Source organism: Bradyrhizobium sp. GW821-FHT12B03, assembly GCF_058807535.1.
The window spans coordinates 82,172-94,014 of record NZ_JBXAQU010000016.1 but is presented as its reverse complement, the minus strand read 5'-3'; the positions used below and the strand labels follow the sequence as shown (position 1 = coordinate 94,014).

The window sequence follows — 11,843 nt, the reverse complement described above, 5'->3', positions numbered from 1 at the left end:
GTACCGAACGACCAGTCTTAGCCAAACGTCTCCCTGGGGGTATGGGTCCCGGCCTTCGCCGGGACGACGTGTGGAGAGGTCTTGCAGCATGACATCCTCCCTCCGCCTCCGCGCCGGCCTCGTCTCGATCGTGCTGCTGGCCGCGTTCCTCGGCATCTGGCATCTCGCCACGCGCTCGACGGCGCCGGTCGCGACTATGAGCCCGGAATATGCCAAGCTGATGGGCCTGACCGCGACGCAGGGCAAATCCGCCATGCCCGGGCCGCTCGATGTCGGCACCAAGCTGTGGGAGCATCTGAAGCGGCCGTTCTACGACAACGGACCGAACGACAAGGGGCTCGGCATCCAGCTCGGCTATTCCATCGCGCGCGTCGGCACCGGTTATCTGCTCGCCGTGCTCGTCGCGATCCCGCTCGGCTTCCTGATCGGCATGTCGCCGCTGCTGAGCAAGGCGCTCGACCCCTTCATCCAGGTGTTGAAGCCGATCTCGCCGCTCGCCTGGATGCCGCTCGCGCTCTACACCATCAAGGATTCCTCGATCTCGGCGATCTTCGTGATCTTCATCTGCTCGATCTGGCCGATGCTGCTCAACACCGTCTTTGGTGTCGCCAGTGTCCGCAAGGAATGGATCAACGTCGCGCGGACGCTCGAGGTCGGCACGCTCAGGCGCGCCTTCACGGTGATCCTGCCGGCAGCGGCCCCGACGATTCTGACCGGCATGCGCATCTCCATCGGCATCGCCTGGCTGGTGATCGTCGCAGCCGAGATGCTCGTTGGCGGCACCGGCATCGGCTACTTCGTCTGGAACGAGTGGAACAACCTCTCGATCACGAATGTCATCATCGCGATCCTCTTGATCGGGATCGTCGGCATGCTGCTCGACCAGATCCTCGCGCGCTTCACGCGCATGGTCACGTTTCCGGAGTAGGGGCTGTGACCGACAAATTCATCTCCATCGAAGGCATCGCCAAGCGCTATCCGGGTGCGAACGGCGCAACGACGACGGTGTTCGAAAATCTGTGGCTGTCGATGGCGCGCGGCGAGTTCGCCTGCGTGATCGGGCATTCCGGCTGCGGCAAGACCACCGTGCTCAACATCCTCGCCGGTCTCGATGCGCCGAGCGAGGGCGCCGTCATCGTCGACGGGCAGGCGATTTCGGGCACGAGCCTCGACCGCGCCGTGATCTTCCAGAGCCACGCGCTGCTGCCCTGGCGCACCGTGCTCGGCAATGTCGGCTATGCCGTGAGCTCGAAATGGCGGAAGTGGGATCGGGCCAAGGTCAAGGCGCATGCCCAGACCTTTATTGACCTCGTCGGGCTCACCGGCTCAGAGCACAAGCGTCCCTCGGAACTGTCTGGTGGCATGAAGCAGCGCGTCGGCATCGCGCGGGCGCTGTCGATCACGCCGAAGATGATGCTGATGGACGAGCCGTTCTCGGCGCTGGACGCGCTGACGCGCGGCACGCTCCAGGACGAGGTGCGGCGCATTTGTCTGGAGACCGGGCAGACCGCGTTCATGATCACCCATGACGTCGACGAGGCGATCTATCTCGCCGACAAGATCTTTCTGATGACCAATGGTCCCGGCGCGGTGTTGGCGGAGGTCGTCGAAAATCCACTGCCGAAGGATCGCGGCCGCATCGATCTGCACCGCCATCCGCTGTACTACGCGCTGCGCAACCACATCATCGATTTCCTGGTGACGCGCAGCAAGACCTTCGCCGCCGAGACGCCCGACCATGATCCGCGCAATGTGCCCGTGGTGCATATCGGCAAGCCCGGACTGACGGTCGCGTCCGAAGCCAAAGCGGAGTCGCAGAGAGAGGCGTCATGGCCGGGCCTGTCCCGGCCATCCACGTCTTCGTGAAGCAGCCAAGAACGTGGATGCCCGGGACGCTTGCATGAAGACGCGCTTCGCGCTTTCGCCCGGGCAGACCGAAATCTAACGAAGAGGAGACCCTGACATGAAACGCGAAGACCTCACTGAAAAGCTGCTCGACATCAAGCGCGAGAAGGGCTGGAGCTGGAAATACATCTGCGAGAAGATCGGCGGCTATGCGGAGGTGCTGATCGTCGGCGCGATCCTCGGCCAGATGAAATTGACGAAGCCGCAGGCCGCCAACGCGGGCGAGCTGTTCGGCCTGTCCAAGGCCGAGACCGCGATGCTCAACGAGGTGCCGATGCGCGGCACCGGCACGCCGATGCCGCCGACCGATCCCTTGATCTACCGCTTCTACGAGATGGTGATGGTGAACGGCCCGGCGTGGAAGGCGCTGATCGAGGAAGAGTTCGGCGACGGCATCATGTCGGCGATCGACTTCGACATGGGGATCGAGCGCGTCGCCAATCCGAAGGGCGACCGCGTCAAGATCACCATGAGCGGAAAATTCCTGCCGTACAAATATTACGGCGCCAGCGGCAACGTGCCGGAGTACGGGTTCAAGGAAGGTTAAGAGGCGCGAATAGCGAATAGCGAATTGCGAGTGGCGAATAGGGGTCTATTCGCTACTCGCCACTCCCTATTCGCTTATTTCCCTGCCTTCACCTCGGCGGCCGCGACCGCGAGCAGCTCGCTCATCTTGGCGCGAATCGCCTGTTCGGTGATGACAACGCTTTTGGCGGCGAAATCGGCCATGAGCTTGCGCAGGACGTCGGCGTCGCCGGCCTCCTCGAAATCGGCCGCGACCACCTCCTTGGCGTAGGCCGTGGCGGCATCGCCTGATATGCCGAGCTTTTCTGCGGCCCACAGCCCGAGCAGCCGGTTGCGGCGGGCCTCCGCCTTGAACTTCTGCTCCTCGTCGAGGGCGAATTTCTTCTCGAAGCCTTCCTGGCGCTTGTTGATTTCGCTCATGCCTTTTCCAATTCCCCTGCTGACCGGACCCGGTGGCCCTCGTTGCGATAGCCCCGGCGTATGCCTAGATAAGGAGCACGAATCGGCAAAACAACGGGCCGTTAAGCCGCAGGCAAAACGGTATAAGTTGGTGCCGGACGGCCGGATCGATTGTGCTCGGACAGCCAATCGGATAGGTTGCCTAAAGGCTTGGTTCCCGTTCTGTTTCCTAGGGTTCGAGATGGGTTCCCGGCCGTTCACGGCAGCTCCGCTGTGGGTCGTAATCCTAGTCAACCGGAGCACACCAAATTCATGGATTTCAACAAAACACGGTACATCCCAATGAGCCGTCGGCGTCGCATTTATGAAGGCAAGGCAAAGGTTCTTTACGAAGGCCCGGAGCCCGGTACCCTGATCCAGCACTTCAAGGATGACGCCACCGCGTTCAACGCGAAAAAGCATCAGGTGATCGAGGGCAAGGGTGTCCTCAACAACCGGATCTCGGAGTACCTGTTTCAGCATCTCAACGACATCGGGGTGCCGACCCACTTCATCCGCCGCCTCAACATGCGCGAGCAGTTGATTCGCGAGGTCGAGATCGTGCCGCTGGAAGTGGTGGTGCGGAACGTTGCCGCCGGTTCGCTGTCGCAGCGCCTCGGCATCGAGGAGGGCACGCAGCTGCCCCGTTCGATCATCGAATTCTACTACAAGAACGACCAGCTCAACGACCCCATGGTGTCGGAAGAGCACATCACCGCCTTCGGCTGGGCGACGCCGCAGGAGATCGACGACATCATGGCGCTCGCCATCCGCGTCAACGACTTCCTGACCGGCCTCTTCCTCGGTATCGGCATTCGCCTCGTCGACTTCAAGATGGAGTGCGGGCGGCTGTTCGAGAACGAGATGATGCGGATCATCGTCGCCGACGAGATCTCGCCGGATAGCTGCCGTCTGTGGGACATCAAGTCGAACGAGAAGCTGGACAAGGACCGCTTCCGCAGGGATCTCGGCGGGCTGCTGGAGGCCTATACCGAAGTTGCAAAACGCCTCGGCATCCTCATGGAGAACGAGCGTCCGGCGGGCTCCGGCCCGGTGCTGGTGAAGAGCTAAAGGGGTTTTCGACGTGAAGGCACGTGTCACCGTTACCTTGAAAACGGGCATCCTCGATCCGCAAGGCAAGGCCATCGAAGGCGCGCTGAAGTCGCTCGGCGTCGACGGCGTTGCCAGCGTCCGGCAGGGCAAGGTGTTCGACATCGAGCTTGCCGGCGCCGACAAGGCCAAGGCGGAAGCCGCTTTGAAGGACGCGGCCGACAAGCTGCTCGCCAACACCGTGATCGAGAATTATCGGGTCGAGCTGCTCGGGTGATGCGAGCGGTTGCCTGGGTCGCCGGTTTGGCGACCATGCTGCTGCCGGTCCTTGGCGTCCAGTTCGCAGCCGCCCAGACCCCTGGCACGACCAGCGTCACGATACGAAATCCCGATCCGGCCAAATGGGCCGGACGCAGCAATCTCTTCGGCAAGAGTACCGGCGAATTTGTCTGCCGTCCGCTGGCTTGCCCCGACGCGGCCAAGGTCACTGCAACCATTTCGAGCAGTCCGACCCGCAGCCCTGATCCCCAGGCGCTGGCAAAGCTGGCCAGCCAGATTCCTGCATCGGTCGAGCGCGCCAATCAGGACAATGCTGCCGCAGGCCGGAAGCTCGAGCGCGTCTCCAGCGGCACGACGACCTTGCGCGGCTATCCGGCGATCGTCCAGGAATTGCGCGTCGTCGGCGACAAGGGCCCCGCCTATCTCAGCAAGGCGACCATGTTCGTCAAATCGGCGATGGTCAGCATTTCCTCGTTTTCGCCCTCGCAAGACCTGGCGCGACGCAACCGCGATCTGTTCATCAAGACGATGGAAGTGACGGACACGCCCATCCCGCGTTAAGCAGCATCATCGAAGCTGTTGACGAAGCTCTTTATCGGAAACCACAGGTTGTCTACACTCCGGACGGGTGCGTGTTCGGGGTGGGGTGATGGGGATCATTGCAGATGTTGTCCGGCTTGCGGTCATGGCCGCGGCCGCGTTGTCTCTTGCGGGCTGTGTCACGACGGCCGTCGGCCCGGAGCATCCGGGAACCAAGGTGACCTTCAAATCGCCGGATCCGGAAAAATGGACCGGTACGCGGGTGTATGGCGAACGACGTTCGGTCTTCCGCTGCAGGCCGCTTGCGTGTCCTGAGAATTCGATCGTCACCATCCGCACCGCAGCCAGTCCGACCCGCAGTCCCGATCCCGTGGCGCTCCAGAAATTTGCCGAGGCGGATGCGCAGCGTCAGATGGCCCAGACCGAGCAGGCATCGACCGAAGCGGTCGGTCGCCTGAGAGATCTGGCGCTGACGTCCTCGCGCGTCGCCAAGATGAAGGAATTCCCCGCGGTTCATTGGGAATACCGGGCGACCGGTCCCAACGACAAGCCGATCTACATCGTGCGCGACATGGTGTTCGCAGGCAATACCATGATCGATGTCATTTCTACATCGCTCGCCGTCGAGGTCGCTCGCCGCAACGGCAGCGATTTTGTCGGCGTGATGGAGATCGAGGATTTCGCGCCCCCGGCGCGGCTATGACATGAGGGCCGGCATGCGGTTCTGCGTTCGGCCGTTGTTGTTGCTCGCTGCGCTGGCGCTCGCGGGCGGGAGTGCTTTCGCCCAATCAACGCCGGCGCCGCAGTCCACGACACCGCGGCCGCCGGTATCGGTGAAGGGATGGCGCTACGAGTTGCGCCCCAACGACGTGCACATGTTCCTTTGCGACAAGCCGGGCTGTAGTGCGCTGACCAGCGTGAGCTATCGCCTCTATCCGCCCGGCAATTCAATGACCCTGGAGCAATTCCGCGAAGAGCAGACGCAGATCGTCAAGGTTCTGGAGCAGCGGTCTCCGGGGCAGAAAATCTCGATCCTCGCGATCGACGGCGACAGCGGCAGCTCGGTGCCGCGCATGTTCAAGGCGCGGCGGCTGATGGTGAAGCCGGATGGCACCAAGGAATATCAGGTCAGCGGCTGGTTTTTCGGCGCGCGCGGCGGCGCCAGCGTGATCAGCTCGGCGGACACCGACAAGGCCAGCTACGACAATTTTGCGCAGTTCGCGGCCGGCGTGATGATCGTTCTGTCGCCGGCGAGTCGCTGAGAAGCGTTCGCGGCGCTCACAGCCATCCGACCCGGCGAAAACGCCAATACAGTGCGCCGCACGCCGTCAGCATCACGCCGAGCAACATGTAATAGCCGTACTCCCATTCCAGCTCCGGCATGTGCTTGAAGTTCATGCCGTAGATCCCGGCAAGCGCGGTCGGGATGGCGATGATCGCGAGCCAGGAGGCGAGCTTCTTGGAGACCGCCGTCTCCTGCGCCTGTCCGACCAGCAGGCTCGCTTCGAAGGCGAAGGCCAGCACCTCGCGCATGGAATCGATGCGCTCCTGGATGTTCCTGACGTGGTCGGTGACGTCGCGAAACAGCGGCTGCATGGTCGCGCGTACCATGGCCAGCTCGTCGTGCTCCAGCCGGCGGCAGACTTCCACCAGCGGGCCGATTGCGGTCCTGAGCCGCAGCAGGTCGCGACGCAGCATGTAGAGCCGTTCGATCTGCGCCTTGCTGATCGGCTGGGAGAGCACGTCGTCCTCGATGCCCTCGACCTCGTCGTGGATGCTCTCGAGCACGGGCGAGTAGTTGTCGACGATGAAATCGAGGATGGCGTAGAGGATGTAGTCCTCGCCGCGCGCCAGCGCCCGCGGGCAGCTTTCGCAGCGCTCGCGCACCGGCGCGTAGGACGTCGAGGCGCCGTGGCGCACCGAGACCAGATAGCCTTCGCCGACGAAGATATGGGTCTCGCCGAAGGCGATCCGGCCCTCGATCAGCTGCGCCGTCCGCGCCACGATGAACAGGGCCTCGCCATATTGCTCGATCTTGGGCCGCTGATGGGCGTGGTCGGCGTCCTCGATGGCGAGATCGTGCAGGTCGAACTGCTTCTGCACGGCGCCGAGCAGGGCCATGTCGGGCTCGTGCAGCCCGATCCAGACCACGTGGCCGGGCTTGGCTCGCCAGCTCGAGGCCTCGCTGATGGCGATGTTGGCGACACGCCGGCCGTCGACATAGGCGCCGGCGGCAACGACGCCTTCGGCGGACACCGGTTCGGAGGAGGATGTGGGCAGCGACGGGACGTTCATGGCTTCGATCCCGGGCAAAATCGTTGGGCAAAGGTGCCGTGGCTATGGCCTGTGTACAAGGCCGCCCGGCAAGGCTAGCACTGGTAAAATCTCCGTCAAATGGCTATGTCTCTTCGCGAATTGGCCCTTTGGCCAGCCCGATTCCCGTCACCGTCGGAACCTCTGCCATGAAAGCCGCCATCCTCGTCTTTCCCGGAATCAACCGCGAGCGCGACATGGCGCGCGCGCTGAGGCTGATCTCGGGCAACGAGCCGGCGATGGTCTGGCACGCCGAGACGTCGCTGCCTGCGGGCACTGATCTCGTGGTCGTGCCCGGCGGCTTCTCCTACGGCGATTACCTGCGCTGCGGCGCAATCGCCGCGCGTGCGCCGGTGATGGATGCGGTCCGCGATTATGCGGCGAAGGGCGGCCTCGTGCTCGGCGTCTGCAACGGTTTTCAGATCCTCTGCGAATCCGGCCTGCTGCCGGGCGTCTTGATGCGCAACGCGCGGCTGAAGTTCATCTGCAAGGACGTGCATCTGCGCGTCGAGCGCTCCGACACCCCGTTCACCCGCGGCTACAATGCCGGCCAGGTGATCCGCGTGCCCGTCGCCCATGGCGAGGGCAATTACGAGGCGGATGAGGAGACCATCAAGCGCATCGAAGGCGAGGGGCGGGTGCTCTATCGCTATTGCTCGGCCGACGGCGCAGTCGACGAGAGCCACAACATCAACGGCGCCGCGCATTCCATCGCCGGCCTTCTCAACGAGAAGGGCAACGTGCTCGGCATGATGCCGCATCCGGAAAACCACGTCGAAGACATCATGGGCTGCACCGACGGCCGCGGCCTGTTCGCCGGCCTCGTCCAGCATCTGGAAAAGGCCGCGTGATTTCGTTCGTGTTGAAGCGGTCTCTGACAGCGCTCACGGTGCTGTCGCTCGCAGCACTTTCGTTTGGAAGTGCCGCATTCGCCCAGGATTTCCCCAAGCGTCCTGTTACCATGATCGTGCCGTTCGCGGCCGGCGGCACCTCGGACGTGATCGCGCGCACCGTCGCCGAGCAGATGGGCATCGCGCTCGGCCAGACCATCGTGATCGAGAACGTCGCGGGGGCCGGCGGCTCGACCGCGCTGGCGCGCGCCTCCCGCGCCGAGCCTGACGGCTACACCATCGCGATCGGCAATGCCGGCACCAATGCGGCGAGCTACACGATCTATCCGAAGCTGCCTTTCACGCCCGAATCCTTCGTGCCGATCGCGATGGTGGCGAAGACATTCGGCATCATCGCCGTGCGCAAGGATTTTCCCGCGAAGGATCTGAAAGAGTTCATCGCCTACGCCAAGGCCAATCCGGGCAAGATCAATCTCGGTCATGCCGGCGTCGGCTCGTCGAACTATTTGATCTGCAAGAGCTTCGTCACCGCTGCCGGGATCGATGCGACGCTGGTGGGCTATCGCGGCGCCGCGCCTGCGCTCACCGATGCGATCGGCAGCCAGATCGACGGCGTCTGCGATGCCGCGGCCTCCGTCTCGCAGTCGATCAACGAGAAGCTGGTGCGGGGGCTCGTGGTCGGCTCGACCGTGCGGCTCGCCACGTTGCCCGATCTGCCGACGTCAGCCGAAGCCGGCCTGCCCGAATTCGAGGCGCAGGGCTGGAACGGCCTGTTCGCGCCCAAGGGCACGCCGCCGGCGGTCATCGCCAAGCTGAATGCGGCCGCGCGCACCGCGGTCGAGACTGACGCTGTGAAGAAGCGTTTTGCCGACCTCTCCACCGTTGCCCCCGACGACAACGAGCATGCGCCGGAGCTGCTCCAGCAACTCGTGACGCGCGACGTCGAGAAGTACCGGAAGATGCTGGCGGACGACGCCAACAAGTAGTGTCCGCACTCCCGCAGAAGGTGCCGAGCTATGCGTTTGGCTGAGGGAGCGACTTCCACTTCGCCCGCTTGATCGTCCCGGAGAAGGTGAACAGAAGTCGCTCGCCGGCGGTCATCTGCCCGCGCAGGAAGATCAGCGAGCCGCCGGCGCGGGTGACCTCGCCGGTGCATTCGATCAGCTCGCCCTCGTGGCCGGCATCCAGGAACTCGCAGCCGAAATTGACCGTCACGCCGCGGCCCTGCAATGCGTTGCGGCCGATCGCGAACAGGCAGTAGTCGGCGAAAGCCATGAAGCAGCCGCCATGGACGTTCCCGGAGCCGTTCAAATGCTTCTTTTCGACCCGGAAGGCGCAGCGGACGCTGCCGTCCGCCTCCAGGCGGTGCCAGAAGGGGCCGATATGGTTCTCAAAGCTGTCCCTGATCCAGGTCTGCCATCCCTGGAATTCCCCCTCGGTCGCGACATGCAGCTCGGGGCGGGGGGAAGCAGCCGTTTTGGTCAATTCGTGCAAGGAAATGGGCCTTCAATTGCGGGTCATTTGCCCTTAAATCCGATCCGTCAGCGCGGTGCAATTCCCGTTCCCGCACCCCTCGGCCGCAAAACGTGGGACAGCGGGAAAATGCGCCATAAAGGGCTTTTCGGAAGCCCCCGATCTTCCTAAGAACGGCCAACCGCCGCCGAAAGCCCCGAAGCCATGAAGAACGAACCCAAGATCACCCCCGAACTGGTTGCCGCCCATGGGCTCAAGCCCGACGAATATGAGCGCATCCTGAAGCTGATCGGGCGGGAGCCGACCTTCACCGAGCTCGGCATCTTCTCGGCGATGTGGAACGAGCACTGCTCGTACAAGTCGTCGCGCATCCATCTGCGCGGCCTACCGACCAAGGCGCCCTGGGTGATCCAGGGCCCCGGCGAGAATGCCGGCGTGATCGACATCGGCGACGGCCAGGCCGTGGTCTTCAAGATGGAGAGCCACAACCACCCGAGCTACATCGAGCCCTACCAGGGCGCGACCACCGGCGTCGGCGGCATTTTGCGCGACGTCTTCACCATGGGCGCGCGGCCGATTGCCTGCCTCAATGCGCTGAGCTTTGGTGCGCCCGAGCATGCCAAGACCCGGCATCTGGTCTCCGGCGTCGTCGCCGGTGTCGGCGGCTATGGCAATTCCTTCGGCGTGCCGACGGTCGGCGGCCAGGTGCGTTTCCACACCCGCTATGACGGCAACATCCTCGTCAACGCGATGGCCGTGGGCCTCGCCGATGCCGACAAGATCTTCTATGCGGCCGCTTCCGGCGTGAACATGCCGATCGTCTATCTGGGCTCCAAGACCGGCCGTGACGGCATCCATGGCGCTTCGATGGCCTCGGCCGAGTTCGACGACAAGTCCGAGGAGAAGCGTCCCACCGTGCAGGTCGGCGATCCCTTCGCCGAAAAGCTGCTGCTGGAAGCCTGCCTCGAGATCATGGAGAAGGGCTGCGTCATCGCGATCCAGGACATGGGCGCGGCAGGGCTGACCTGTTCGGCGGTCGAGATGGGTGCCAAGGGCGATCTCGGCGTCGACCTCGATCTCGACGCGGTGCCGACCCGCGAGACCGGCATGAGCGCCTATGAGATGATGCTCTCGGAGAGCCAGGAGCGCATGCTCATGGTGCTCAAGCCCGAGAAGGAAAAGGAAGCCGAGGCGATCTTCAAGAAATGGGGCCTCGACTTCGCGGTGGTCGGCTACACCACGCCGAGCAAGCGCTTCGTCGTCAAGCACGGCGGCGACGTCATGGCCGATCTGCCGATCAAGGAGCTCGGCGACGAGGCGCCGCTCTATGACCGTCCGCATGTCCCCTCCGCCGCGCTGCCGGTCGTGCATGCGCGCGAGGTGCCGGCGCCGATGGGTGTCGGTGCCGCGCTGGAGAAGCTGATCGGCACGCCCGACATGTGCAGCAAGCGCTGGGTCTGGGAGCAGTACGACCACGTCATCCTCGGCAACACCATGCAGCGTCCGGGCGGCGATGCCGCTGTCGTGCGCGTGCAGGACGGGCCGAAGGGCTTGGCGCTGACCGTCGACGTCACGCCGCGCTATTGCGAGGCCGATCCCTATCAGGGCGGCATGCAGGCGGTGGCGGAAGCCTGGCGCAACATCACCGCGGTCGGCGGCAAGCCGCTCGCCATCACCGACAATCTCAATTTCGGCAACCCTGAGCGGCCCGAGATCATGGGCCAGTTCGTCGGCTGCCTGAAGGGCATCTCGGAAGCCTGCCGCACGCTCGACTTCCCGGTCGTCTCCGGCAACGTCTCGCTCTACAACGAGACCAACGGCCGCGCGATCCTGCCGACGCCCTCGATCGGCGGCGTCGGCCTGCTCGACGATTTCACCAAGTCGGCGTCGCTCGCTTTCAAGGCCGAGGGCGAGGCGATCCTGCTGATCGGTGAGACCCACGGCTGGCTCGGCCAGTCCGTCTATCTGCGCGACATCTGCGGTCGCGAGGAGGGCGCGCCGCCGCCGGTCGATCTCGCGGCCGAGAAGCGCAATGGCGATTGCGTGCGCGGCATGATCCATGCGGGCACTGCGACCGCGGTGCATGACCTCTCTGACGGCGGCCTCCTCATCGCGCTCGCGGAGATGGCGATGGCGAGCGGCATCGGTGCAAAACTGCTGGCGGCACCGACTTCGCTTGTCTCGCAGGCTTATTGGTTCGGCGAGGACCAGGCGCGCTATCTCGTCACCGTGCCGGAGACGGAAGCTGGCCGCGTGCTCGCCAAGATGCGCGGCTGCGAGGTGCCCTGCGTGCGGATCGGCACGACGGGTGGTGATGCAATCGCGATTGTCGGCGAGGCGCCTGTTACGATCGATGCGCTGCGCAAGTCGCACGAGCGCTGGTTACCGGAATATATGGGCGGCAAGGCGGCCTGAGCTGTCGCCGCGAACTCAGACCCGTAGCCCGGATGAGCGAAGCGACATCCGGGT

The 11,843-nt window shown here is 64.1% G+C and carries 14 protein-coding genes; 11 read left to right on the top strand and 3 right to left on the bottom strand.

Annotation, left to right across the window (positions count from 1 at the left end):
• Nucleotides 1-88: 88 nt before the first annotated feature.
• The 3 genes from ntrB (at nt 89) to cynS (ending at nt 2,452) form a co-directional block, all read left to right on the top strand.
• On the top strand, nt 89-928 hold the full coding sequence (ntrB, locus tag AC1RUR_RS26820) for a nitrate ABC transporter permease (protein ID WP_492849580.1): 840 nt from the start codon (nt 89-91) through the stop codon (nt 926-928).
• Between the two features lie 5 nt (nt 929-933).
• Nucleotides 934-1,866 (top strand): ABC transporter ATP-binding protein, encoded by a 933-nt coding sequence (locus AC1RUR_RS26815; protein WP_492849578.1) that lies wholly within the window; start codon nt 934-936, stop codon nt 1,864-1,866.
• Between the two features lie 97 nt (nt 1,867-1,963).
• The gene (cynS, locus tag AC1RUR_RS26810) at nt 1,964-2,452 is read left to right on the top strand and encodes a cyanase (protein ID WP_049823962.1); all 489 of its coding nucleotides are present in this window, start codon (nt 1,964-1,966) and stop codon (nt 2,450-2,452) included.
• 74 nt (nt 2,453-2,526) lie between these two features.
• Here cynS and AC1RUR_RS26805 read toward each other — a convergent pair whose 3' ends face one another.
• Nucleotides 2,527-2,850: a DUF1476 domain-containing protein gene (locus tag AC1RUR_RS26805; RefSeq protein ID WP_492849575.1), complete on the bottom strand. Its 324-nt coding sequence runs from the start codon at nt 2,848-2,850 to the stop codon at nt 2,527-2,529.
• A gap of 321 nt (nt 2,851-3,171) precedes the next feature.
• Here AC1RUR_RS26805 and purC point away from each other — a divergent pair, with 321 nt between their 5' ends.
• The 5 genes from purC (at nt 3,172) to AC1RUR_RS26780 (ending at nt 5,999) form a co-directional block, all read left to right on the top strand.
• Nucleotides 3,172-3,939, top strand: coding sequence for a phosphoribosylaminoimidazolesuccinocarboxamide synthase (gene purC, locus AC1RUR_RS26800; protein WP_008974302.1), 768 nt, complete (start codon nt 3,172-3,174; stop codon nt 3,937-3,939).
• A 13-nt stretch (nt 3,940-3,952) separates the two neighbouring features.
• Nucleotides 3,953-4,195, top strand: coding sequence for a phosphoribosylformylglycinamidine synthase subunit PurS (gene purS, locus AC1RUR_RS26795; protein ID WP_008135030.1), 243 nt, complete (start codon nt 3,953-3,955; stop codon nt 4,193-4,195).
• On the top strand, nt 4,192-4,758 hold the full coding sequence (locus AC1RUR_RS26790; RefSeq protein WP_492849572.1) for a hypothetical protein: 567 nt from the start codon (nt 4,192-4,194) through the stop codon (nt 4,756-4,758). Before purS ends, AC1RUR_RS26790 begins: the two co-directional genes overlap by 4 nt.
• Nucleotides 4,759-4,846: 88 nt before the next feature.
• Entirely contained in the window at nt 4,847-5,440 is a 594-nt protein-coding gene (locus tag AC1RUR_RS26785) for a hypothetical protein (RefSeq protein WP_492849570.1), read from the top strand.
• 13 nt (nt 5,441-5,453) lie between these two features.
• The gene (locus AC1RUR_RS26780) at nt 5,454-5,999 is read left to right on the top strand and encodes a hypothetical protein (RefSeq protein ID WP_492849569.1); all 546 of its coding nucleotides are present in this window, start codon (nt 5,454-5,456) and stop codon (nt 5,997-5,999) included.
• Nucleotides 6,000-6,015: 16 nt separating this feature from the next.
• Here the strand turns inward: AC1RUR_RS26780 and AC1RUR_RS26775 are convergent, their stop codons facing one another.
• Nucleotides 6,016-7,032, bottom strand: coding sequence for a magnesium and cobalt transport protein CorA (locus tag AC1RUR_RS26775; protein WP_492849567.1), 1,017 nt, complete (start codon nt 7,030-7,032; stop codon nt 6,016-6,018).
• Nucleotides 7,033-7,199: 167 nt separating this feature from the next.
• Here AC1RUR_RS26775 and purQ point away from each other — a divergent pair, with 167 nt between their 5' ends.
• Together purQ and AC1RUR_RS26765 are read left to right on the top strand one after the other, a co-directional pair.
• A complete protein-coding gene (gene purQ, locus AC1RUR_RS26770) occupies nt 7,200-7,901 on the top strand; it encodes a phosphoribosylformylglycinamidine synthase subunit PurQ (RefSeq protein WP_492849565.1) in 702 nt (233 codons plus the stop codon).
• On the top strand, nt 7,898-8,887 hold the full coding sequence (locus tag AC1RUR_RS26765; RefSeq protein ID WP_492849563.1) for a tripartite tricarboxylate transporter substrate binding protein BugD: 990 nt from the start codon (nt 7,898-7,900) through the stop codon (nt 8,885-8,887). The genes purQ and AC1RUR_RS26765 overlap by 4 nt, the downstream gene beginning before the upstream one ends.
• A 28-nt stretch (nt 8,888-8,915) precedes the next feature.
• Here the strand turns inward: AC1RUR_RS26765 and AC1RUR_RS26760 are convergent, their stop codons facing one another.
• Nucleotides 8,916-9,395 carry a PaaI family thioesterase gene (locus AC1RUR_RS26760; RefSeq protein ID WP_492849561.1) on the bottom strand — a complete coding sequence of 160 codons (480 nt, stop codon included), beginning with the start codon at nt 9,393-9,395 and terminating at the stop codon, nt 8,916-8,918.
• 183 nt (nt 9,396-9,578) lie between these two features.
• On the opposite strand from AC1RUR_RS26760, the gene purL reads away from it, so the two are divergent.
• A complete protein-coding gene (gene purL / locus AC1RUR_RS26755) occupies nt 9,579-11,789 on the top strand; it encodes a phosphoribosylformylglycinamidine synthase subunit PurL (protein ID WP_492849559.1) in 2,211 nt (736 codons plus the stop codon).
• The last annotated feature ends 54 nt before the right edge of the window (nt 11,790-11,843 follow it).

What these genes read in the sequence shown, in the direction of transcription:
- ntrB (WP_492849580.1), top strand. Translation starts at nt 89, where the DNA reads ATGACATCCTCCCTCCGCCTCCGCGCCGGCCTCGTCTCGATCGTGCTG.
- cynS (WP_049823962.1), top strand. Translation starts at nt 1,964, where the DNA reads ATGAAACGCGAAGACCTCACTGAAAAGCTGCTCGACATCAAGCGCGAG.
- AC1RUR_RS26805 (WP_492849575.1), bottom strand. Translation starts at nt 2,850, where the DNA reads ATGAGCGAAATCAACAAGCGCCAGGAAGGCTTCGAGAAGAAATTCGCC.
- purC (WP_008974302.1), top strand. Translation starts at nt 3,172, where the DNA reads ATGAGCCGTCGGCGTCGCATTTATGAAGGCAAGGCAAAGGTTCTTTAC.
- AC1RUR_RS26785 (WP_492849570.1), top strand. Translation starts at nt 4,847, where the DNA reads ATGGGGATCATTGCAGATGTTGTCCGGCTTGCGGTCATGGCCGCGGCC.
- AC1RUR_RS26780 (WP_492849569.1), top strand. Translation starts at nt 5,454, where the DNA reads ATGCGGTTCTGCGTTCGGCCGTTGTTGTTGCTCGCTGCGCTGGCGCTC.
- AC1RUR_RS26775 (WP_492849567.1), bottom strand. Translation starts at nt 7,032, where the DNA reads ATGAACGTCCCGTCGCTGCCCACATCCTCCTCCGAACCGGTGTCCGCC.
- purQ (WP_492849565.1), top strand. Translation starts at nt 7,200, where the DNA reads ATGAAAGCCGCCATCCTCGTCTTTCCCGGAATCAACCGCGAGCGCGAC.
- purL (WP_492849559.1), top strand. Translation starts at nt 9,579, where the DNA reads ATGAAGAACGAACCCAAGATCACCCCCGAACTGGTTGCCGCCCATGGG.